This window comes from Mastigocoleus sp. MO_188.B34 (assembly GCF_030065675.1).
Taxonomy (GTDB): Bacteria; Cyanobacteriota; Cyanobacteriia; order Cyanobacteriales; family Nostocaceae; genus Mastigocoleus.
In genome coordinates this window covers 1-23,229 of the sequence record NZ_JASJDK010000053.1, presented here as the reverse complement: position 1 = coordinate 23,229, position 23,229 = coordinate 1, and the positions used below count along the sequence as shown (strand labels likewise).

Below are 23,229 nucleotides of genomic sequence, written 5' to 3'. Positions count from 1 at the left end.
TATTCATGTAAATAAATTCTCGATAAACTTTCACAACGTTACATTTCTACACATTTTACTCCCCAAGAATAAAATGCAATTAATATAAACATTTTCTCCGACTTATTCCTACTTATTCCCAGACTATATAACCGAATTTTTCCGACTGACAAGTCTAAATTTTTTTGCAAATATAAATATAGAAAAGTTCAAAAGCTATTTACAAGGGAGTCTTAACAGCTCTTGTAGGGGGAGTCACAAGAGAGTCTTGGTTTTGACTTGCTTTTTATTTTAGTTCGCTAGCTACTAAAAAATCCTTTAAGGAATGTAGCGTTGAGTTTAGGTTTGCATAAGGTTTAGATTCTATTGGAGTAATGCAAATTCTCAGTTTTTTCTTTTATCTGGTAGCACCTATCTTTTGGTAGACAAACTAAATATCAGTTTTGATTAATTTTGTTGTCACCTTAAGTATATTTTGGCTAAATTTTCTTTGCTAACTGAACTATATTATTGGTTGAATGGGAGACAGAAATATGTCTTTTATCAAGAATGAGAGAATTAATTTGTTCGTAGAATTATCTGAAGAAGAAGAGGAAATTATATCTGGAGGTTCTTCATTTCCCAAGAAATTTGAAGGTGATTTTGGGATAAGTAAAACTGACTTTTTAGAAAAAGCTTCGGTTCTGCACACATTTTCAGCATCTGGTCCTGAAGGTAGCGTTGCTGGTGGTTCCTATATTAAAGAATTGATCGAGACAAGTGGTATTAATGCTATTGCTGTTGGTTAATAATTAATCAACTTTACAAACAAGTATAGGAATCTTGTTGAAGTTATGAGAATATACCGCACGACTAATGAACTTTGATGGTAAAGCTACAGTCCAAAAATTCTTGTATAAGTTAAAGTAGATTCCTATATTTGATTAATTTAGTACTACTTACGATATAGTTAATTCAAAAAAATTGGCATAAAGATTGAATTTTCAGACAATATAGACATTAGTTAGATAAATGTACACAAATATTGCCTATTTTTTTGAATATTCCCTACGAGGTTAATATTATGTTCATCAGAATTCAAGAAAGTAAATGGTTCGCAGATTTATCTGACGAGCAACAAGAAATTATTGCAGGTGGTGAATCTAATTCAGCAGTCAATGTTAATGACTTTAAGAGTCTTACTACTCCCGAATCTGCCAAAATTTTAGGCAAAGATATTGGATTAACCACAGCTGAATTTCTAGAAGAAGAATCGGAAAGAAAGTTAATATCTAATTCTCAGCCAACGGGTAGTTTTTCAGTTTTTCTGGAAGATTAGATTTAGTGTGTAAAAGTAAATATTTAGCAAACATGAATTTTTCTATAACAGAAAATCATACAAATCTGTAGGAAAAATTCTAAAATAATAGCACGCTCGTTACACGATATAAATATTGTGTAGCGGGCGTGTTAATTTATTATATCGATTATCTTGATTATTATATACACGATATGCTAAATATTTATGGAATATTTTATGATAGGAATTTATTTATGGTTTTTGTTAAAGTATTCATCAACAAAATTATCCTACTTAATCCGACTAATTTACAGACTATAATACCGATTATTTCCGACTGACAAACAGAAAAAATATTGCAACAATACAAATATAGAAAAGGTCAAGAGCTAAGAAACAAATTATAAATCTTAAGTTCACTTTTCTGAAGTATCCTAAGTTCATGTGAGGCAGAAATATGTCTTTTACAAATAACGAAGAAGCCAAATTGTTCGCACAATTATCTGAAGAACAAGAAGAAATTATTTCTGGTGGTAATGGTGACGATATCAAATTAGATGATATCGGTAACTTCGGTGTAAGTAAAACTGATTTCTTATATAAATCTATCGATTTAGCAACAGTATCTGCATCTGGTAAGGATGGTAGTGTTGCAACTGGTGCATTAAGCAAAAAAGTTCTTGATACTAGTGGACTCAATGTTATTGTATTCGACCACTAGAAGCGATAAAAGTCATTTGACTAACTGAATGCGTAACTAATTCCATCAGACTACAATACCGAAAATTCAAAAGGTGGGTAATTTCAAGCAATATAAAAATCAATTTTTAGATGCATATGATTTTGCCCAACCTTAAAAAACTGTAAATTAATTTCATAAAATTAACATAGTAATTCATATATTTTATGCGATGAATTACTATATTATTTACAACATTTCAGTGTTATTTTCTTCTGGGCTATTCCAGAGCTTTTACTACATAATATTGAATATTTTTTAGCTAAAAGTTCTGGAATTTTCATACAAATTAAAGTTGATTAAGGTTTGTTAGTAAATATCGCTGAAGTTAGAATTTTGGGTATTTTTCAGTTGATTAAATGGATTTATGATTATGTTATGAGGTAAATTTGATGTCTCATTCGTTAAATAAATCAGAATCATTCATCGAATTATCTACTCTTCAAGAAGAAGCTATCAATGGTGGTAGATCGTCATTTTCTAAAATACCAAGATTTTCATATGTAGGATTTCCTTTCGGGAGATTATTTGGTTTAGAGATTAACCAAACTAGTTTTTATAAAAGAGAAGAAAATTCTGATAGATTTTCTAAGTCTGATGAAGATGGTGAAATATTCACAGGTGAATCTAAGGTTGAAGAGACAGATATAAATCGTTTAACAATTGGTTAAATAGATGTATTAATTACATCTTTGACAGATAATTGAGAAAGATGATTTTATTCACATTATCTTTCTCCTTACCCTTTTTATATAAAACTAACCATTTATTAATTTATCTAATTTATAGAGTTTCAAAAATATTTTTAATCTATATAATTGATTTGCAATTACATAGTTTAAATTTTTATTCTTCACATTATCAAATCAAAATTGTAAAATTATTTTTATAAATCTTGACTGAATTGTTAGGCTGAGGTGTCAAGATGTCCAGAAGAAATGTTCCACTTTCAAACTTATTTGTAGAGTTATCTGAGCTAGAACAATCAGTAATATCTGGTGGTTTTACAAATGGAAATAATAAACCATATTTATCTCATTCTGAAGATAAGATTTTAGATAATTCTAATACTTTTACTGCATATAATTCTACTCAGGTATCTGTAATTGAAAATTTTAGTATTGAGAACTCTTTAAATAATTTATTGGGTTCATCTACATTTTCTTTAAGTGCAGAAAGTATTGGTTCGAGTAGTGTTTTGATTTCAGGTAACTCTTCATCCACAGAAGCATTGCTTCATTCTGAAATATTTGCTGCTCTTCCAACAAGGTATAAAGATGAAGTAAGCAAAGTATTAGATAATAATAATATAAATAATTTTGCTTTAAGCATCACCAATTATTCTGCAAATATTCAAGGAACGGAAACCTTCAATCTTTCTGGGTCTGCTGGTAACATAGCAACCTCATCAAGTTGGTCTTTAGATGTGGATACTGCTGCGGTCAGTGGTATATTTTTCCCTCAAACATCATCAAATTTAGATTTATCACATTTAATTCCAGGGAATAATCAATTTGGAACTCAGTTAACGAATAAACAAACAAATATTAGTAACTTTGCTTTAAGTTTCACTTATTACTCTGCTGATTTTCAGCAAACAGACGTATCTAGGATTTCTGGACTTCTTGGTAGTGCGTTTACATCATCTGCACTTTCTGTAAATATAGATACTGAAGCTTTAAGTGGTATCTTTCTCTCGAAGCAAGTATCCTCACCTTTGATGCTATCTGGAACAGGAAAAGAAGGTATTACAAGTTTCAGTAGTCAGAATATTAGTAATAGCTTTTTTGTTAACGAGTCTTTGGGTTCCTCCGATAATTTATGGTTGTCGTTAAATACAGTTTCAGGAATCGCAGGTAGTCAAGCTGCTTTGTCTGGATCTTGGGAGAGAATTAGCGATCGCAATTCAAATGGGTCTGGAAGTATTTATGCAAACCAGAGAGAATTAGATCTAGATAGTTTGTTCGATAGTAATTTTGGTGCTGGTTTTGGTTTTAGTACTAGCAACTATCATAGAGAAATATACAGTACAAAATCCTATCTGCTGTCTGGTAATGTTGGGAGTAGTGAAGAACTAATTGCTTCGATTTTAGGTATAACTCCTAACAGTAATGAAAATATACAGGATTTGCCATTTTCAAATTTATCCTCAGGTTCATCTACCGGTTTACCGATCGCAAGTGTACCGATCGCAAGTTATTCCATAGATATATCTCCCAGTTCTGGATTAGATACAAGATTAACTGAATTTGGTAATTATTATACTATCAATAACTTAAATTCCAGTGGATTCCTATTAGAGAATATCTCTGGAGTGAGGTTGATTAATGATAACAATCATTGGTTTGCTAATCTCAGTTCTGGAACTGAAAGTAAAAACCTCAATAGTTTATTGAGCGGAAGTGATTTGAATTCCCAATTGCGAACCATAGAATTAGATTCAATCGGATTAACGGGTATAAATCCGGGAATAAATCATTTTGAAAATTTGCAAGGTTTGACATTTGATTCTTCAATAAATACTTATAAAGAAAAAGATAATTACCTTGATATCGGAAATTTAGAAATTGGTGATTATACTTTATTGAATAGCAATGTTTTCAAGTTTAATACGAGCGATTCTAATATCTCTAGTATTGGTCAAGATTCGATCGGTAATCTTAATAATTCCTTTAAAACCAGAACAGTTAATACAAATTTTCCCGAACATATTCCAAGTGTAAGTAGTAATTTGATGCCTTCTATGTTTTTACTATTAGCAGCTAATAACTTTGATAATAGTATATTAGCTTTCGATAAAACTAGCATTACAAAAATTGCTAATTTATCTCAAAAATATGGTCTTGGCTTCAGAAACAAAAACTCTCTCAAACAATCAAGCAATATTTCCTAATGTGACACATATATTTTGATTAAATCCTTTAATTGTAAATTTCATGGACTCCTACACCCCAACATCAAATCAAATCCCACAGGTTCAGGAAAATGAATTTCTTCCTCAAATTAGCTCTTGGTTAACCATAGGAGGAGGATTTTTAGTTGTTTTATTTGCTTGTGGTGTAACAGCTTCTTCAGTACTAGAATATAGAGTTGCAGTCAAAACCTCAGCTACAATTCGTCCCGCAGGAGAATTACGCTTAGTACAAACTGCAATTGATGGGAAAGTTCAAGAAATTAAAGTTAGCAAAAATCAAGCTGTCAAATTAGGACAAATAATTGCTAGTATTGATGATTTTCGTCTGCGAACCCGCAAAGAACAACTAAAAGATTCTATCGAAGAATCTCGTTTACAAATAGGACAGATGAATGCTCAAATCCGAGAATTAAGAGTGCAGATGCACGCCCAAGAAAGCTTAATGGAGCATAATGTTTCAGTAGCTCAAGCAGACCTACAAAAAAATGAACGCCTTTATCAAGACCGGAAAAATATTACAAATGCTGACTTAGAACAAGCAAAAATTAGTGAACAATTTGCCCAATTAAAATTAACAAGACTTCAAAAAGAGAAAGCCTTACAAGCAACTATCGAAGAAGCCAAAGCTTCTTTTAGATTAGCAAAAGCCCAAAGAGATAGGATGTTACCCATATTAAAAGAAGGAGCTATTTCACGTAATTATTTTGAAGAAAAAGAGCAAGCTGTCAAAGCAGCTCAAGCGAAATTAGAACAAGCAAAATCTTCAGCTAAAACTTTATTAGCAGAGACAGAAGAAGCGCTAAATATTGCTCAAATAAATCTTATTAGGGCTCAAACCGCTGTCAATCCAAGTAATGCAAATATCTTAATTTCCCGACAAGGAATCCAACAAGCTAAAGTTAGAGGTGAAGCAACTCTAGCTGCTTTAAACAAAGAACTACAAACCTTATTTATCTCCCGTCTGGAATTAGAAAAAAAATTACAACGCGACATGAGGGAACTCAAACAAGTAGAGAAAGACCTAGCATTAACTATTATTCGCGCTCCCGTCGCTGGTACTGTACTTGAGTTAAATCTGCGTAACCCACAGCAAGTGTTGCGTTCCGGAGAAGTAATTGCAAATATAGCTCCTAGCGATGCTCCATTAAGAATCAAGGCTAAAGTTGCGGCTCAAGATATTGATAAAGTAAGACCACAACAAAAAGTACAAATGCAAGTTTCTGCTTGTCCTTATCCTGACTTTGGCACTCTTAAAGGTAAGGTTGAAACTATTGCACCGGATGCTTTACCTAATACAAGCAATGATAATGGGAATTCATCTATCGGTGCAACCTATGAAGTAACCATCATACCTGAAGCTTTGTATGTGGGAGAAGGTGCTAATCAGTGTACTTTACTTCCGGGGATGGAAGGTAAAGCTAGCATCATTTCTCGGGAGGAAACAATACTCAAGTTTATTCTCAGGAAAGCACGACTTATATCGAGTTTTTAGGTAATTGGTAATGGGTAATTGGGAAATTTATTAATAATTCCGAGCGTGTGATGTTACAAATTAGAACTTAATTCTATTATTCGGGATGAGCTTAAGAACCAGAAGAATTTAAACACATTAAACATAAAAGACTATGTTGTCTCTATTTAAAAAACGTACTAAATACGAATGCATTCGCCAAAACAGTGAAGAAGACTGTGGAGCTGCTTGTTTGGCTTCGGTATGCAAATATTACGGTCAAATTATAAGTATTAACCGTAGCCGAGAAGCTGTAGGTACGGGACAGTACGGTACAACCCTTTTGGGTTTAAAGCGCGGTGCGGAATCACTTGGTTTCAATGCTCGTTCGGTAAAAGCTTCCCCTGCAATTTTAGATAAACTACAAGAAATGATTCTACCTACAATTATTCATTGGCAGGGACGTCATTGGGTAGTTTTATATGGTAAGTCTGGAAAAAAATATGTAATTGCAGATCCAGCATTTGGTTTGCGCTATCTCAGCAGACAGGAATTAAAAGAAGCTTGGGATGGAATAGCTTTATTGCTCGAACCAGGTAATGATTTTTCCAAATCATCTCTAACTTCAGATGCTTCTCAAGAGGGATTTGGACGCTTTTTTAAGCGAGTTTGGCGCTATAGAAACCTTCTAATTCAGGTTTTAGTTGTTAATCTGGTTTTAGGTTTGCTCTCTTTAGCTAGTCCAGTTTTAATTCAGATTTTGACTGATGATGTTTTAGTCCGACAAGATACTGACCTATTAACAGTAGTTGCGATCGCTGTTATAGGTATGACTCTGTTTAGTGGATGTTTGCAATTTTTACAGTCCATGATGATCGCTCACTTCAGTCAAAGAATACAGTTAGGGCTAGTATTAGAATTTGGACGCAAACTATTACACTTACCCTTAAGTTATTATGAGGCTCGTCGTAGTGGGGAAATCGTCAGTCGACTCAGAGATATTAACGAAATTAATCAGTTAGTATCACAGGTTGTTGCTAGCTTACCCAGTCAATTTTTTATCACTGTGATTTCTCTGGGTTTCATGCTTTTCTACAGTTGGAAATTGACCTTGGTCGCAGTATTAATTTCCATAATCATGGCGCTTTCAGCCTTACCCATGCTCCCTGCTCTGCGGCAAAAAACTCGTAGTCTTTTAGTCCTATCAGCAGAAAACCAAGGTATTTTAGTAGAGACATTCAAAGGTGCATTAGTCCTCAAAGTAACAAATGCTGTACCCCAATTCTGGGAGGAATTTCAGAGCCGCTTTGGTCGTCTAGCAAATTTAACTTTTGGTACAATTCACATCAGCATTATTAACAGTACTATCACTAGGGTTGTGGCAAAACTTGGTGGGATTACCTTACTGGTAATGGGTAGCATGTTGGTAATCAATCGGGAACTAAGCATTGGACAATTACTGGCTTTTAATGTCATGCAAGCTAATGTCTTAGCCTTTATTAGTTTAATAATGAACCTTGCAGATGAATATTTTCGCTCGAAAACCGCTGTTACCCGCCTATTAGAAGTAATAGATGCAACTCCAGAAGCTGTGGAAGATACTAAGAAGCCCTTTGTCGAAATTCCTGATAACAAAGATATATACTTCAACAGTATTTGTTTTCACCATATAGGAAGAGCAACCTTACTTGACGACTTTACAATTAAACTTCCTGGAGGTAAGGCGATCGCATTTATTGGTAAATCTGGTTGTGGTAAAAGCACTTTAGCAAAACTAATTACGGGTTTATATCAACCCCAATCGGGTAATATCCGCATTGGTTTGTATAACCTACAAGATATTTCTTTGGAATGCTTGCGACAGCAAATAGTTTTAGTTCCTCAAGAACCCCATTTTTGGAGTCGTTCAATCCTGGAAAACTTCCGTTTAGGTAATCCTCAAGTTTCCTTGGAACAAATTGTGATTGCTTGTCAGGTTGCAGAAGCTGATGAATTTATCAGTCAACTTCCAAATAAATATCAAACAACCTTAGGGGAATTTGGAGCTAATTTATCTGGAGGACAAAGACAAAGATTAGCGATCGCCAGAGCAATAGTTAATAATCCTCCCATCCTGATTTTAGATGAAGCCACTTCGGGACTAGACCCAATTAGCGAATCGAGGGTACTAAAACAACTTCTATATCACCGTCAGGGAAAAACTACAATTATTATTACCCATCGACCGAGTGCAATTAATCGTGCAGATTGGGTAGTTCTTTTAGAGAAAGGAAAAGTAGAACAACATGGTTCTCTTGAATATTTGCATTCAATTCCTGGGAAACATCAAGAATTCTTAGGTAATTCTAGTAGCGAGATAACATTGGTACAATAGATTTCTCTCAAAACCAATATAAGTTAATAGCTAGTAGTGGACTGACACAGCTAAAATAGTGCATTAGCAAAATCCAAAAATCATTAATTGAAATAAATTTTAGGACAAATCTATTGCATCATTTTAGGCGTGTCAGTCCACTACAATTTCATTAACAACTTGAGTTAATTTCTTATTTTTGACTTTTTACTTTTGACTTTTGACTTTTTATATGCTCAATCTTTCATAAACTCGATCTAAATGTTGTAAATGATGTTGCGGATCGAAACAAGCTTCAATCTCTGCAACAGATAATTTATCGGTAATGCGAGTATCGCGGTTAACTAAGTCGCGGAAATTACCTTGTGGTTGGTTCCAAGCTGCATGAGCATTTTCTTGGACTATTTTATATGCTTCTTCGCGGCTAATTCCTTTTTCCACTAAGCCCAGCATTACTCGTTGACTGAAAACTACACCGCCGTAACAGTTCATATTTCGCGCCATGTTGTCTGGATAGACTAACAAATTTTCCATCAATTTAGTCATTTCCACCAACATGAAATGAGTCAAAATGCAAGCATCCGGCAAAATCACCCGCTCAACGGAACTGTGGGAAATATCTCGCTCGTGCCATAATGCCACATTTTCAACTGCTGCGATCGCATGACTTCTAATAATTCTTGCCATTCCCGTTAGTCTTTCGGAACGAATTGGGTTACGCTTATGGGGCATTGCTGAAGAACCTTTTTGTCCCTTGGAAAAATATTCTTCAACTTCCAAAACATCCGTTTTTTGCAAATTACGAATTTCCACCGAAAACCGTTCGATTGAAGCAGCAATTAAAGCTAATTGTTGAACAAAATCAGCGTGGATATCGCGGGAAATGACCTGTGTTGATGCAGTATCAGGGGTTAAACCAAGTAATTCGCAAGCAATGGCTTCTACCCGTGGTTCAATGTTTGCATAGGTTCCCACTGCACCGGAAATTTTACCTACAGCGATTGTTTTCCGCAATGTTTGCAGGCGTTCTTGATGGCGTAAAGCTTCCGCTAACCATCCCGCTAGTTTAAAACCAAAAGTAATCGGTTCGGCGTGAATTCCGTGGGAACGCCCAATCATTATTGTGTAACGATGTTCTGTTGCTTTGCGGCGAATTGCAACTATTAAATCTTCCAGTCTTTGGATAATTAAGTCTAGACTAGCGACCATTTGTAAAGCCAGTGCAGTATCAAGCACATCAGAGCTAGTCATTCCTAAATGAATGTAACGCCCCGCATCGCCTACATATTCATTTACATTGGTTAAGAATGCTATGACATCATGGCGGACTTCAGCTTCAATTTCTAATACTCGTTCAGGGTCAAAATCTGCCTTTGCTTTAATTTCTTTAACAGCTTCCTGGGGAATATAACCAAGTTCGGCTTGTGCCTCACAAACAGCAATTTCCACTTTCAACCAAGTTGTAAACTTGTAGCTATCAGTCCATAAGTGCCCCATTTCGGGTAGGGTATAACGCTCAATCACAGTCCGCCATATATTATAGTTCCCAACGGTCATATTTTACCGTAAATGCGACCAAAGTCCTGGTTTTAGATCGGGTAAAGTTTTTAGTCAGGAAAATATTTATATTTATTAGCATTTCTTCCCAAACCTGCCAAACTTCCCACACTTCCCACACTTCCCATAACCGGGTGGATGATATCCAATAAGTATCCGGTTGACCGGGTTGAAATATCCAGATGGTGGTGATAATAACAGCGTGTTTTAGACGAAACTAAAGTCACCAGGCAATGAAAAAAAATTTGTTACCTTTACGACTTTAGGAAACAATACAGAGATGAGTAGTCACCAAAACGTAAAATTTCCACCACAAGGATTTATGGCAATATTGGATTCAGTATTAAATACTAACTTTTTTAATAAGAATGTATCAAAAGTAGTAAAAAATAAAAGTGGTGGTATTTCCCGAGAAGATGTGATTAACGCCCAAAAGGCTTGGGGATATGGAATTGTTGCAATCGGTAAAGCATATATGAATGGAGAAGACTACAGAGCTTTAGCTGCAGAAATTATTGATATGCTGTACGGTTATGACGAAGGTACGGTTTTATTTAAACCAAGAAAAGCTGTAGAAGAAGAGTTTCGCTTAACTAAGGAAGAAGCAATATCTTATTTTGTCCAAGGTATTTTCTGTGACGATCGTGGATTTGCACTTCAACCTTGGAGTAAAGTTAGGTTTGAAAATGCAGGGATCATTGTTAATTATCATTATGCTTTAGCGGTGGGGGATTATTACTTTACTGATGCTCATACTGGTCAAGAAATAAAAGCAGATTTTACTTTTGGTTATAAAAAGAATGAAAGCGGACAATTACTTATCGACCTTCACCACTCATCTTTTCCATATCATTCTGATAGCTGATGTACCTTGAAAGAAAATATATATCCTTTGAGCACAAAATCAGTCGATTTAACTAACGCAAAATTTAGATAAAAAGAAAAAATATGAAACCAAGTATAGAGACATGGCATTGCTATGTCTCTACAAGTATTTTATATAAAGCGATCGCGCTTTGCTAATATATTAATTCAACATCAATAACCTAGTGGATGATATCCCAGAACTATCCAGATGGATGGTTTGAGACAACCAGTCGATAGTAACAAGATTATTATACTTTTAGCGAAAATAAAATTAACAGGACAGAACATACAATAAATTTTGTCCAAATACTTATTAATAAATAATAGTCAAAATAAATTAGAGTCAAAAGCTACTGTAAGTATTAAATAAATTCCTACAGAAGACTTAGAAATATTTATTATTACAACCTGAGCATATCCATTATATAGGTTTTTTTTTTAAATTTGTTTGTATCATGATTTATCCTGTTTGCAAACTATCTCGTCTCAGTCTCAGGTAAAGTCTTCTGAAAATTTATAGCTCCGTGAGAATTTGCAAATCATATTTTGACTTACTTACTTTTTTAGGTAAGAAATTTTCTTATGAAATCAAACCAGTAAATAAAGTTTGATCGGGAGGAATGACGATGGAAAACACGAAAAATATTAGCAAATACTTAACCTCTTTTCAACGAAAACTGCTTGAGAAAAACTTGCAAACAAATCTACATCCAAAATATCATTGTCGCATTCAAATTATGTTGCTTGCAGATATGGGTTACACCAAAGCCCAAATTAGCAAAACTTTAGGATGTACTCAGGAAACTGCTCGATATTGGATCGCACAAGCGCGATCGGGTCAAGCACACAATTGGAATGATTGTCCCATTGGTCGTCCCAAAGTCACGAGTGAGGAATACCTGGAGCGATTAAAAGAATTGGTAACCAACAGTCCTCGCAATTATGGTTATTCATTTGAGCGTTGGACGGGACAGTGGTTGAGTAAGCATTTAAGTAAGGAACTAGGAATTGAAGTCACTGCTCGTCATGTTAATCGTCTGCTTAAACAAATGGGACTTTCTACCCGTCCTAAATCTGTTAAGGGTTTGACAACTGATAACAGCAAAGATAACTCAAATCTCTTATTACAAGAACTACCATCTGTTTGCACGTCTGGATCCGATCAAATGTGGCAATTAAATTTTTTCGGTTGACATTTTAATTGTAGTTCAAGGTTGAGATTTTAACTATAGTTCAAGATTTTACGGTTAAAGGTCTTATGGTTCAAGATTCGCTTATTATGTCTGTTGATAGACAACAGCTAGTCCATACACTCGGTTCAGTGCTTAGTGACTCTGATTTCGATCGCTGTCTGAAAAAAATCGAAATCCAACAACCACTTCCGGGAAAACAGTTTTGGCAAAGTACTGAAGCCCAAGCAGGTATATATATAATACTTAATGGCAAGGTAAGGTTGGTAGACGATTGTCAGGAGTTGCTTTTCACTTTGGATGAGGGGGATTCCTTTGGTGAAAATACTTTGTTTTCTGAAGTATCATTTCAGTCTTATTCAGCCAGAGCTTCGCTGAATGTTAAGCTCGCTTATCTTTCGAGTAAATTATTACAAAACCTCAATGAAAAGTATCATGAAATAAACGAATATCTTTATCACCAAGCGGTAATCAGAGATTTTTTATTACTATGTCCTCAACTTGCTCCCCTACATAAACATCCTGGATTAGTAGAAATATTATCTCTGCTAGAAAAACATGAATTATCCCAGGGTAAGCTTCCAGAAGGTCTTAACAATCAAAAGCTATGGTTGATTCGACGGGGGGAACTAACACATACTTCCGGAAATATTCTAAATCAAGGTAGTATTGATGCTCCCACTCAACAGAATGGCTATTGGGAAGTTACTCAACCTACGGAAATATATAGTCTCAACCCAGAACAATGGGAAACAGCACTCAATTACCTACCCCAGCTAGCTCAACTAATTTCCTCCGATACCGATTCATCCCAAATCCAATTGCAAAGTAGTGCAGATATTGCAAATTACAGAAAAAACCTTAATCCCCAATTCCAGATTACAACATCTCATACTCAAAGATATAAGCTTCAAAAATCTAAGCTTCAAAGAGCCAAACCTCAAATACCCAAAATTCAGACACCTAAGATTAAAAGTTCGAAAATTAAAAGTTCGGAAAAAAACCAGCAAGAAATAGTAACGGGACAACTAGGAAAAAAAATTAGCCAAGCATATTTTCCCAGTCCTAAACTACAAGTAGGTCACCTATTACAGCGTATTACCCGACGCTATCCCTTCTTTCAACAGCAAAGTAGTTCGGACTGTGGTGCAGCCTCCTTAGTAATGATTGGTCAGTATTGGGGTAAACGTTTTAGCATCAATCGTCTACGAGAAATTTCCCATGCTGACCGTAACGGTGCATCACTACGTGGTTTAGTCCTTGCAGCAGAAAGTATTGGTTTTACAACCCGACCAGTTAAAACTAACCTTCTGCAACTAGAGCAACAAAATTTACCAGCCATTGCCCATTGGGAAGGTAAACACTATATCGTTGTTTATGAAGTGACTCGTACTCACGTCATTGTCGGCGATCCTGCGATCGGTCAGCGCAATCTTACTCGTGCAGAATTTGAAACTGGTTGGACTGGTTATACTTTATTACTTCAACCTACAGCATTATTAAAAGAAGCCGAACAAAGCAATCTTCCTTTTTGGCAATTTATCGAGTTGGTTAAGCCTCACCGACTAGTATTGTTGGAAATATTTGTGGCTTCTGTCTTTATTCAGGTTTTGGGACTAATTACACCAGTTTTTACCCAATTACTCCTAGATCGAGTGGTGGTACAACGCAGTACCTTGACATTAAACGCCATAGGATTGGGATTGCTTCTCTTTGGCTTCTTTAAAATCGCCATGACGGGATTGCGACAGTATCTTTTAGATCATGTGGCGAATCGAATTGATATTGCCCTAATTGTCGGATTTATTAATCATACTTTACGATTACCTCTGGAATTTTTTGAATCTCGCTACGTTGGCGATATTATTTCCCGCATCCAGGAAAACCATAAAATCCAGCAATTTTTAACTGGAGAAACCCTATCCATTTTGTTGGATATGTTGACTATGTTTGTTTATACCGGGTTAATGTTCTGGTATAGCTGGAAATTAGCACTATTAGTGTTAGTAATCGTACCGCCATTTATTTTGTTAGCCTTAGTTGCTACACCCTTTCTAAGAAAAATTTCTCAGGAAATATTCGCTGCTTCTAACGAACAGACCAAATACCTGATTCAATCTTTAACTGGTATTCGCACAATTAAATCATTAGCAGTAGAACAAACTGTACGTTGGCATTGGGAAGAACTATTTGCTAAATCTATTAAAAAATCTTTTTCAGGACAAATAATTGGTAATACCCTATCTATATTTAGCTCTGCGATTCAAACCCTAGTTACTACATTATTATTATGGTTTGGAGTTTGGCAAGTAATCCAAGGTGAACTAAGCATTGGGCAATTAGTCGCTTTTAATATGTTAATGGGCAATGTTATTAGTCCATTTCAAAGACTGACCTTTGTGTGGAATGAATTGCAGGAAATAATGATCGCGATCGAGCGCATTAACGATATTATTGATAGTAAACCGGAAGAAGATCTACAAGAGGAAATTCATCAGTCTCTCCCACCTCTAGAAGGTCACATTTGCTTCGATCGAGTTACTTTCCGCTACAATCCAGATAGTGAAATAAACAATCTAGAAAACATTTCCTTTGAAGCAAAACCAGGACAGACAATAGCTTTAGTCGGGCGTAGTGGTTCGGGAAAAACAACTCTTTCTAAGCTCTGTTTAGGCTTCTATCTTCCCACCGAAGGAAATATTTTCATTGACGGTTATGACATGAGTAGTATTTCCTTAGCCTCCTTGAGACAGCAAGTTGGTGTGGTGGATCAAGATACCTTTCTTTTTGGTGGTACGATTCGCGAAAATATTAGTATTGCTTTTCCAGAAGCAAGCTTAGAAGAAGTAATAGAAGCATCAAACCAAGCAGGAGCCCATGAATTTATCAAAGAATTACCGATGGGTTACGAAACCCAGATTGGTGAAGGGGGTGGAATGCTCTCTGGAGGACAAAAACAACGATTAGCGATCGCCCGCGCTCTTCTAGGAAATCCCCGGTTGCTAATCCTTGATGAAGCAACCTCTCACCTCGATACTGAGTCAGAAAGAATTATTCAAAATAATCTCAATACAATTCTCAAAGATCGAACAACATTGGTAATTGCTCATCGTCTTTCCACAATTAGGAACGCAGATTTAATTTTAGTCTTAAACAAAGGTGTTTTGGTTGAAAGCGGTACCCACGAACAGCTAATGGAAAAACGAGGTCAATACTTTTACCTCAATCAGAAACAACTCGCCGTTGTTAGTTAGCAATTATTTAACTTGTATTTATTTGTTTGCGTTTATTTGTTTTTGTGATTTCGTTCTTTGATCTACTGCTGAAGTAAACCGACTAAATTCTAGCTTGGAGGGGAACAAAATGGCTGATATTAAACATAACTATTCCAATAATTCTATTACTGGGAATAATTCATCTTTAACAGAAGCTAAATTATCTAAGTCTTCTAATTCTAAATCTTCTAATTCTAAATCTTCTAATTCTAAATCTTCTATTTCTCAACATTCTAATAATGACTGGTCTTCTCTAACTCGAGAAATAATTGATACCTTACCTCGAATTTGGACACGAGGATTACTTTATTTTCTCATGGTTTTTATCGGAGTTGTTTTACCTTGGGCGATGTTTTCTCAAGTCGATGAGACAGGGAATGCTAGGGGGAGATTAGAACCTCAAGGTAAAGTCTTTACAGTAGATTCACCAGTTTCAGGAACCATCGCCGAAGTTTTTGTCAAAGAAGGTCAATTAGTACAAAAACAACAACCCTTATTAGAACTTGAATCCGAACCAGTTAAGAGCGAACTAAAGCAAATTGAAATAAGACTAGAAGGTCAAAAGAAAGAATTAACTCAGTTAAAAGTTTTGAAAAATCAACTAGTTCTAGCAGTCAACAGTCAGAGAGAACAAAACAAAGCTCAACAGCTAGAAAAACAAATCCAAATAGATGAAGCTAGACAAAGTCTGGAGTATAGTCAAACAGCCAAAAACTTAGCTCAGACCAGATATAATGAGGCAATTAAAGAAGTACAGCGTTTCAGTAAAGCCAAAAAAGAAGGAATAGTAGCCGAAATTCAAGTAGTTGATAAAGAAGACTTAGCTCAGGAAAGAAAAGGATTACTCCAGCAAGCTAATTCCAATATTGCACAAGCTAAACTTCGTCTAGAAGAACAAGAAGAAAACTATCAGAGTTTACTTTATTCCAACAAAATAACTTTAATTCGAAGCAAAGAACAGCAAGAAGAATTAGAAACAAAAATAGAAACCCTTGAATCTCAAATCAAAGAAAACTATAACCAAATAGATGCTTTAAATTATCAGTTAGAACAAAGGATAGTTAAAGCACCAGCTAGTGGTTCAATTTTTCAATTATCAATTCCTAAACCTGGAGCAGTTGTAAATCCAGGAGATGCGATCGCGGAGGTTGCTCCGAAAAAATCACCCCTGATTCTTAAAGCTCAAATGAACACCACAGAAAGTGGTTCTTTGGAAAAAGGAATGTCAGTCAAGCTGAAGTTTGATGCTTATCCATTCCAAGATTACGGTGTATTTGAAGGAAAATTAATTAATATTTCTCCTACTACTAAAGTGACAAATACGCAGAGTGGTCAAATAGCTGCATATGATTTAGACATCGAACTGAAACAAACTTATATTCAAGTCCAAAATAAACGTATTCCTTTAAGACCAGGTCAAACCGCTACAGCAGAGGTAATAGTTCGACAGCGTCGCTTAATTGATTTTGTTCTCGAGCCATTTCAAAAACTCCATGAGAATGGTTTAGAACTTTAATTTAGAGTTTTAATTCGGAGTTTTAATTCATATTTAATAGCAGTAGCTATCTAAAATTATTTGAAATTTTTATTCTCTGTTCCCTATTACCTGTTCTCTATTCCCAACATTCATAACAAGGAGACCGATCGTGTCAGAAATTTTAACTCTTTCCCCACAAGAACTTTTTAACCAAGTGCGAATTTCTTGTCAAATACCAGCCACAGTTGAAAGGTTTTTGCATCGCGAAATTGTTACTCGTACAGCCAAAGAAGCTGATATAAAAATCGAGCCAAATGAACTTCAGGAAGCAGCAGATACTTGGCGATTAATGAATCAACTCCATAGTGTTGATGATACCTGGTCATGGCTACACAGAAATCATATATCTTTGGATGAATTTGAAGAATTAATTTCTGCCAATATTCTTTCTTCTAAGTTAGCCCAACATCTTTTTGCTCATCAAATTGAGCCTTATTTTCTGGAATTTCAACAAGATTATGCTCGAGTTGCGATGTATGAAATTGTTTTAGATGATGTAGATATAGCCAGGGAATTATTTTATGCTTTGAGTGAAGAAGAAATTAGTTTTTTTGAAGCAGCTTACCAATATATTACCGATACAGAATTACGCCGAAAAGGAGGATATAAAGGAGTAATATACCGCAAAGATTTAAAACCAAAAATTTCCGCTGCTGTTTTTGCTGCTAATCCTCCTCAAATTCTCAAACTAATTATTACTGCTGAAGGAGTGCATTTGATTAGAGTGGAAGAAGTTATTGAACCCAAATTAGATGAAACTTTGCGTCAAAGTATTCTAACTGATTTGTTTAGTAATTGGCTTAAACAACAAGTTGGAAAATTTGAAGTTGAAATTAATTGTGATTCTTCTTCTAGTAACCATAATCAAGCTCCTGTTTCTACTTCCAAACCGCTTGTTTCTGCTTAATTCTTACTAATTCCTGGTTTTTGCTACTCTCATTATCAGCCTCTAAGGGGGCTTATTTATCATTGAGTTAGGACTTACGCATGGATAACGTAATTACAGTCATTGCGACGCAAGGTTAGCAGCTAGCGCAGCGTAACGTAGTTATTGCGTTTCCGCAAGGAAATAGCAATCCCAAACTACTGGAAGTTAGTAACGAGTGCATAAGTCCTGTTATATGAAAAATCTGCAGAAATTATCAGAAAAATCTGCAGTAAATTTTAGAATTATTATTAGTTTTAAATTAGGTACAATCATTTATGATGATTGCTTTTATTCCCCGATCAGATAATTTATTTACTTATCCATAAAATAATTTATTTTTAGCAACCTTATCTTTTACTATTTAATAAAATTTTCAAATATCAATCGAACACATATTTCAGCAACAAGATTAGCAAATATTGCAGAAACCAAACGAATTACAAGATCTAGAAAACTAGATATTTCTCCTAATGAAGAAATCACACTTGTCATTATAAAAAAAAATAGTCTTATAATTGTAATTTCTTTACAAAGGTAATATGGTTTAACTCTCAACAGAAATTCTTTCAATCCCATATAAAAAACTCAACTGTTTCATTTAGATTTACTTTGTGCTACTACTCAATATTAGAGCTTAAGAAAATAGCACATGAAGGAAAGTTACTTAAAATATTATTTTAATAACAATCCTTCATGGACTATAAAGGATTATAAGTATTTAAGCAAGTAGCTTGATATTTTATATTGCACCTTTCCGTGTAAATCTAGACTAAATCACAAAGTGCACGATAAATTTACCTGGCTTTGATTTATTTTTATTATCGAAAAGTGCAAAATTAGCTATTTTTTCTATATGCTTATATTAACAAAAATACTAAATAAATATTTATTTAAAATATTATTTCGTTAGGGATTATAAACTAGATCCAGTATCTTAACTTTTATTAGTGGAAAAAATTGCTATAAATTTACATAAAAATAGTGTAGCAGCTTTATATTATATGCATAAAGCTGCTGAATTAAATACTAACTGAGGTTGCATAACTATGTCTTTAAACGAAAATATTCTTTTAATATTCAGTGTTGTATTTTTTTCTTTTTGTATTGTTAAGACAACACATTTATTTTTCTTGTTTCGTAACACCACTATTATAAAAACTATTTTTATCTCCCTGTTGGTATATGGAGGTTTAATTTCAGTCGAAAACATATTCAAGAATCGAAATTCTGCAAATTATGGAATTTCAGTTGGTCGTGCTATTGGAGCAACAATTGGATTCATTGCTGGTTTTTACTTCGGTTATCAAATTTGTGTTTTATCAGGTATTTTTGATGGTGCAAGTCCTGAGGCTAAAAATCCCGAATCTGCAAATACTGGTAATACAAATCCCGATAATACCAATCCTAAGGAGCTATCAGCAATTACATTCGCCCTTAGTTTTGTAAGTGCTGAGATCGGTCGTCTAATCGGTGGATTTTTGGGTAATTTCTTATTACCTGTGTAACGTAAAATTAGCAAGATAGCTTCATGTAATATAAAGCTGCTAACTAAATATTAACTAAAAGGCTTTAAATATGTCTTTAAATAAAAAGATTCTTTTAATTGTTGGCGTCACATTTTTTGCTACGTGTATTGTCTTAATATTACATTTGCTTTTCTCATCTCTCAATGATGAGACTAGGAAATCTATTTTTATTTATCTATCGATATATGGAAGTGGAATTTCAGCAAAGTATATATTTCAGTATAGAAATGCTCCAAACTATGGGATTTCAATTAGTCGTGTGATCGGATCTGCACTTGGGTTAATGGGTGGTTTTTACTTTGGTTATCAAATTTGTATTTTGGTTGGTGTTTTTGATGGTATTAGTCCTATACAAACATCAAATATTACAGTTGCAATTGGTTTTGGGAGTGCTGAATTAGGTCGCCAAGTCGGCAATTTCTTGGGTTATATTTTATTACCTATCTAAGGTATAAGTACATAAGGCTGTTGGCTTGTCTACTTCCATGATTAGAAATCATGACTTACTCATACTTATATATGTAAATTTGCTAACCATCTACAAACTATCATTTCTAAATCATGTCCCTAAATATAAATATTCTTTCAGTCTTGAGTATTGGATTCTTTGCCATTTGTAGTTTTACAATATTGCATCTGTTTTTCTCATCTCTTAATCATGAGAATAGGAGAGCAATTTTTAGCTACCTGTTAATATATGGAGGCTTAATCTCAGTATGGCAAATATTTAGGTATATAAACGCTTCCAATTATGGAGTTTCATTTGGTTCTGCTATCGGAGCAACACTTGGATTAATTGCTGGTTTTTACTTTGGTTACCAAGTCAGTATTTTGGCTGGTATTTTTGATGGTGTAGGTTCTATCGACTCATCGAGTATTACACTCGCAATAAGTTTTGGGAGTGGCGAAGCTGGTCGTTTAATTGGTAGCTATTTGGGTAATGTTTTATTGCCGATTTAACATGTAAAATTATCTGACAGTTTTATGTATAAATATGATTTTAAAGCAAATGGATTAACTGCTTTAAAAGCTTTTTCAACTATCTAAATCAGCCAATAAAATTCACTAAATTATTTATTAGCAGATAATAAAATATAAATTTTCGGTAAGTATTAATTTATTCAGAAAATTCTAGACTGTTTGATTTATTGGGAATATCTCATTCAATCTAGAATTTCAAAACTTAGTAAGTGAAGAAGTTACTTGAGATATCAAATAACTACCATAAATTCATATTATCTAAATAATCATAAATAGGAGGGAAGGTCGGAGAAGGTTCTATAGGAAAGGTCGGAGAAGGTTCTATAGGAAGAGTAGGCAAATATTGAAACCAATTTCCACCTTGAATTTGACTTTGGACTGCTAGATCTACATCAGATAATTTTTGAGGTTGCATTTGAGTGCAATCGAGGTCTGAAAATTTAATATTTTGCATTAGTTTATGTTGATGTAATTAGTCTTAAATCAGACAAGATAACTTTATTTACCTTATCTACTTAAATAGTAATTTAATCATCAAAAAATAATCAATACTTCTCAAAAATTTTGAGGACAAAACAAAGGTTAATTTGACCATTAATTATTTGATTATTTTTATTTTTTAATCTTGTAAAACTCTAAATAAAATCAAAAATTACTTAAACAAATCTAAAAATAACTCTATCAAAAAAGTATGTAACTTACACACGGAAAACGTAACAATAGTAATTGCGATGTAAGTTTAGTATAAAGCTTAAATGGCAAAGCTTCTAGCTCAGCTTACGCCCCAAGGTGCGGTTCAGGGTTTCTGCAAATAGCATTCACCGTAGTGCAGTTCACCCCAAACTACTGGAAATTAGTAACTAGTGCATAGGTTCTGTTATATGAAAAATCTGCAGAAATTATCAGAAAAATCTGCAGGAAATTTTAGGATTATTATTAGTTTTACATTAGGTGCAATCATTTATGATGATTGCTTTTATTCACCGTTCAGATAGTTTGTTTACTTATACAGAAAATCATTAATAGCTTACAGAAATCATAATAATTTGGAGAAATAATAAAATTATTATTAGTTTTATGTTAGGTACAATTATTCATCATGACTACGTCTATTTACTTACTAAAGTACTAGTGAAAACTCAGAATGTAGTTTGAGTAAAGGCAGAGTGTACAACCTAAATTTTTATGGAGCCAGGAAATTATTTATTGTTAACAATCTTATTTTTTGTTATTTGATAATTACTTTTGTTATTTGATAATTAGTTTAAATATCAAACGCATGAATATTTCTGCCACGAGACTACCAAATATTGCTGCACTTAACTCAACAATCATATCTTGAAAACTAGATATATTGGAGGAAGAGATACTCATACCTATTGCTATCAATAACAAAATTCTTATTATTGTATTTTCATAACTAAAGAACTGTCTAAATCTCATATCAAAAACTCAACTGTTTAGTTTATACTCACTCAGTACTGTTGCTCAATATTAAAGTTTAAGAAAACAGCACGTAAAGGAAAGTTACTCATAATATTAATATTGTTTGGATAACTATCCTTTACGGACAATAGAGTATTACAGCGGTTTAAGCAAGTAGATAAAAACGATTACTTAATCAACTACTGATAACTAATACTACTTCTTTCTAGTGACGATCGCCAAAAATAGCTCCATCTACAAATTTACCAAGTCCTGCACCTGCAGTTGCACCAGCAGCAGCGCTACCCGATATGGTTGATCCCCAATCTACTAAATTAAAATCAGATTCACCTGTTGTTATCTTTTTAAAACCTTCTGATGCTGGGTAATAAAGAGTACCCCCGCCTCCACCGACTAGGAATCCTGATAATGTACCACCCCATGAGAACAGACCAGAGCCTGTAATTTTTTCAGCCTCATCAAGATTAACTATTTTAGTTTCATCTTGTGTTTCTATTTTTTTTATTTGAATATTATGCATAATGAATTCTTCCTTTTCCAATTATTGGACTAATACATTCGTTTTTTACAAATCGAATAAAAATCGATTTATAGGTATTAATTGAACTTACCAAAAACTATCTGTAAACCAAATACAGGTAAGTTATTAATTGGGTGATTCAATCATTCTTTTTAATTGAATCTCTTGTTTTTAATCTAACTAAAAAAATATAGTATATCAAGTAATTCTGGCTATTCAATTGGACTTAAAATATATTATTTATGTCTCCAATTAATGTAAATGTATTTTACTCTTTAAGCTCTAATATATTTTTTGCATTAAGATACAATTTATTGTAATACAACAGGTGCTGTGTGTAAGTCTCTATATCATTGATTCGGTGAAACTTCACATAGGATTGATATAATCAGACAAAAGAAACTATATTTAGTCTGTGAAAGTTAATTCCCAGTGAGGGTTAATTTCAGCTGTTTTGAGTTTTATATCTTATTTATGACTGTTATATATGTCTCAATTTTAGAAAGTAAATTGGTAATCATAGAATCAAACTAAGACATCAAAAAATATATATACTCAGATCTTGCACCTAACCGTATAAACCACGGAAAGCTTAAAAATGGCACAATAAAGCTACATTATTTTATTTACTTTTTATTGCTAAATTAAGCTTTTACTATTAATACTGAGTGATTAAGATACATCAATT

20 protein-coding genes are annotated in these 23,229 nt (G+C 33.9%); 15 read left to right on the top strand and 5 right to left on the bottom strand.

Features of this window, described 5'->3' with window-relative positions; genetic code table 11:
- The first annotated feature begins 512 nt into the window (after positions 1-512).
- The 7 genes from QNJ50_RS14435 to QNJ50_RS14405 all read left to right on the top strand — a co-directional run bounded on the left by QNJ50_RS14435 (position 513) and on the right by QNJ50_RS14405 (position 8,735).
- Positions 513-767 carry a CTB family bacteriocin gene (locus QNJ50_RS14435; protein ID WP_300636321.1) on the top strand — a complete coding sequence of 85 codons (255 nt, stop codon included), beginning with the start codon at positions 513-515 and terminating at the stop codon, positions 765-767.
- Positions 768-1,042: 275 nt separating this feature from the next.
- Entirely contained in the window at positions 1,043-1,297 is a 255-nt protein-coding gene (locus QNJ50_RS14430; RefSeq protein WP_300636319.1) for a hypothetical protein, read from the top strand.
- Positions 1,298-1,715: 418 nt separating this feature from the next.
- Positions 1,716-1,979, top strand: coding sequence for a CTB family bacteriocin (locus tag QNJ50_RS14425; protein WP_300636318.1), 264 nt, complete (start codon positions 1,716-1,718; stop codon positions 1,977-1,979).
- Positions 1,980-2,389: 410 nt separating this feature from the next.
- Entirely contained in the window at positions 2,390-2,668 is a 279-nt protein-coding gene (locus QNJ50_RS14420; protein ID WP_300636316.1) for a hypothetical protein, read from the top strand.
- Positions 2,669-2,922: 254 nt separating this feature from the next.
- Complete coding sequence (locus QNJ50_RS14415) at positions 2,923-4,890, top strand: hypothetical protein (protein WP_300636314.1); 1,968 nt, start codon at positions 2,923-2,925, stop codon at positions 4,888-4,890.
- Positions 4,891-4,933: 43 nt separating this feature from the next.
- Positions 4,934-6,403, top strand: coding sequence for an HlyD family efflux transporter periplasmic adaptor subunit (locus tag QNJ50_RS14410; RefSeq protein WP_300636313.1), 1,470 nt, complete (start codon positions 4,934-4,936; stop codon positions 6,401-6,403).
- 133 nt (positions 6,404-6,536) lie between these two features.
- Positions 6,537-8,735, top strand: coding sequence for a peptidase domain-containing ABC transporter (locus QNJ50_RS14405; RefSeq protein WP_300636311.1), 2,199 nt, complete (start codon positions 6,537-6,539; stop codon positions 8,733-8,735).
- 207 nt (positions 8,736-8,942) lie between these two features.
- On the opposite strand, the gene purB is transcribed toward QNJ50_RS14405, so the two are convergent.
- Positions 8,943-10,238 carry an adenylosuccinate lyase gene (purB, locus tag QNJ50_RS14400; protein ID WP_300636338.1) on the bottom strand — a complete coding sequence of 432 codons (1,296 nt, stop codon included), beginning with the start codon at positions 10,236-10,238 and terminating at the stop codon, positions 8,943-8,945.
- Between the two features lie 83 nt (positions 10,239-10,321).
- A complete protein-coding gene (locus QNJ50_RS14395; protein ID WP_300636309.1) occupies positions 10,322-10,498 on the bottom strand; it encodes a hypothetical protein in 177 nt (58 codons plus the stop codon).
- A gap of 53 nt (positions 10,499-10,551) precedes the next feature.
- On the opposite strand from QNJ50_RS14395, the gene QNJ50_RS14390 reads away from it, so the two are divergent.
- From QNJ50_RS14390 to QNJ50_RS14355, 8 genes are all read left to right on the top strand, one after another.
- A complete protein-coding gene (locus tag QNJ50_RS14390) occupies positions 10,552-11,136 on the top strand; it encodes a hypothetical protein (RefSeq protein ID WP_300636307.1) in 585 nt (194 codons plus the stop codon).
- A gap of 628 nt (positions 11,137-11,764) precedes the next feature.
- Entirely contained in the window at positions 11,765-12,331 is a 567-nt protein-coding gene (locus tag QNJ50_RS14385) for a helix-turn-helix domain-containing protein (RefSeq protein WP_300636305.1), read from the top strand.
- A 65-nt stretch (positions 12,332-12,396) separates the two neighbouring features.
- Complete coding sequence (locus QNJ50_RS14380; RefSeq protein WP_300636303.1) at positions 12,397-15,582, top strand: peptidase domain-containing ABC transporter; 3,186 nt, start codon at positions 12,397-12,399, stop codon at positions 15,580-15,582.
- 109 nt (positions 15,583-15,691) lie between these two features.
- Positions 15,692-17,119, top strand: coding sequence for an HlyD family efflux transporter periplasmic adaptor subunit (locus QNJ50_RS14375; protein WP_300636301.1), 1,428 nt, complete (start codon positions 15,692-15,694; stop codon positions 17,117-17,119).
- A gap of 130 nt (positions 17,120-17,249) precedes the next feature.
- Positions 17,250-18,047 carry a peptidylprolyl isomerase gene (locus tag QNJ50_RS14370; protein WP_300636299.1) on the top strand — a complete coding sequence of 266 codons (798 nt, stop codon included), beginning with the start codon at positions 17,250-17,252 and terminating at the stop codon, positions 18,045-18,047.
- Positions 18,048-19,114: 1,067 nt separating this feature from the next.
- The gene (locus QNJ50_RS14365) at positions 19,115-19,573 is read left to right on the top strand and encodes a hypothetical protein (protein ID WP_300636297.1); all 459 of its coding nucleotides are present in this window, start codon (positions 19,115-19,117) and stop codon (positions 19,571-19,573) included.
- A 70-nt stretch (positions 19,574-19,643) separates the two neighbouring features.
- Positions 19,644-20,042 (top strand): hypothetical protein, encoded by a 399-nt coding sequence (locus QNJ50_RS14360; RefSeq protein ID WP_300636295.1) that lies wholly within the window; start codon positions 19,644-19,646, stop codon positions 20,040-20,042.
- A gap of 113 nt (positions 20,043-20,155) precedes the next feature.
- Complete coding sequence (locus QNJ50_RS14355) at positions 20,156-20,554, top strand: hypothetical protein (protein ID WP_300636293.1); 399 nt, start codon at positions 20,156-20,158, stop codon at positions 20,552-20,554.
- Between the two features lie 259 nt (positions 20,555-20,813).
- Here the strand turns inward: QNJ50_RS14355 and QNJ50_RS14350 are convergent, their stop codons facing one another.
- The 3 genes from QNJ50_RS14350 to QNJ50_RS14340 form a co-directional block, all read right to left on the bottom strand.
- Positions 20,814-21,029: a hypothetical protein gene (locus tag QNJ50_RS14350; protein ID WP_300636291.1), complete on the bottom strand. Its 216-nt coding sequence runs from the start codon at positions 21,027-21,029 to the stop codon at positions 20,814-20,816.
- A 794-nt stretch (positions 21,030-21,823) separates the two neighbouring features.
- Positions 21,824-21,949, bottom strand: coding sequence for a hypothetical protein (locus QNJ50_RS14345; protein WP_300636289.1), 126 nt, complete (start codon positions 21,947-21,949; stop codon positions 21,824-21,826).
- A gap of 277 nt (positions 21,950-22,226) precedes the next feature.
- Entirely contained in the window at positions 22,227-22,541 is a 315-nt protein-coding gene (locus QNJ50_RS14340) for a hypothetical protein (protein WP_300636287.1), read from the bottom strand.
- Positions 22,542-23,229 lie beyond the last annotated feature (688 nt).

Excerpts from the sequence above, each read along its gene's own strand:
- QNJ50_RS14435 (WP_300636321.1), top strand. The coding sequence starts at position 513 with ATGTCTTTTATCAAGAATGAGAGAATTAATTTGTTCGTAGAATTATCT.
- QNJ50_RS14430 (WP_300636319.1), top strand. The coding sequence starts at position 1,043 with ATGTTCATCAGAATTCAAGAAAGTAAATGGTTCGCAGATTTATCTGAC.
- QNJ50_RS14425 (WP_300636318.1), top strand. The coding sequence starts at position 1,716 with ATGTCTTTTACAAATAACGAAGAAGCCAAATTGTTCGCACAATTATCT.
- QNJ50_RS14420 (WP_300636316.1), top strand. The coding sequence starts at position 2,390 with ATGTCTCATTCGTTAAATAAATCAGAATCATTCATCGAATTATCTACT.
- QNJ50_RS14415 (WP_300636314.1), top strand. The coding sequence starts at position 2,923 with ATGTCCAGAAGAAATGTTCCACTTTCAAACTTATTTGTAGAGTTATCT.
- QNJ50_RS14410 (WP_300636313.1), top strand. The coding sequence starts at position 4,934 with ATGGACTCCTACACCCCAACATCAAATCAAATCCCACAGGTTCAGGAA.
- QNJ50_RS14405 (WP_300636311.1), top strand. The coding sequence starts at position 6,537 with ATGTTGTCTCTATTTAAAAAACGTACTAAATACGAATGCATTCGCCAA.
- QNJ50_RS14390 (WP_300636307.1), top strand. The coding sequence starts at position 10,552 with ATGAGTAGTCACCAAAACGTAAAATTTCCACCACAAGGATTTATGGCA.
- QNJ50_RS14385 (WP_300636305.1), top strand. The coding sequence starts at position 11,765 with ATGGAAAACACGAAAAATATTAGCAAATACTTAACCTCTTTTCAACGA.
- QNJ50_RS14380 (WP_300636303.1), top strand. The coding sequence starts at position 12,397 with ATGGTTCAAGATTCGCTTATTATGTCTGTTGATAGACAACAGCTAGTC.
- QNJ50_RS14375 (WP_300636301.1), top strand. The coding sequence starts at position 15,692 with ATGGCTGATATTAAACATAACTATTCCAATAATTCTATTACTGGGAAT.
- QNJ50_RS14365 (WP_300636297.1), top strand. The coding sequence starts at position 19,115 with ATGTCTTTAAACGAAAATATTCTTTTAATATTCAGTGTTGTATTTTTT.
- QNJ50_RS14360 (WP_300636295.1), top strand. The coding sequence starts at position 19,644 with ATGTCTTTAAATAAAAAGATTCTTTTAATTGTTGGCGTCACATTTTTT.
- QNJ50_RS14355 (WP_300636293.1), top strand. The coding sequence starts at position 20,156 with ATGTCCCTAAATATAAATATTCTTTCAGTCTTGAGTATTGGATTCTTT.
- QNJ50_RS14350 (WP_300636291.1), bottom strand. The coding sequence starts at position 21,029 with ATGCAAAATATTAAATTTTCAGACCTCGATTGCACTCAAATGCAACCT.
- QNJ50_RS14345 (WP_300636289.1), bottom strand. The coding sequence starts at position 21,949 with ATGAGTATCTCTTCCTCCAATATATCTAGTTTTCAAGATATGATTGTT.
- QNJ50_RS14340 (WP_300636287.1), bottom strand. The coding sequence starts at position 22,541 with ATGCATAATATTCAAATAAAAAAAATAGAAACACAAGATGAAACTAAA.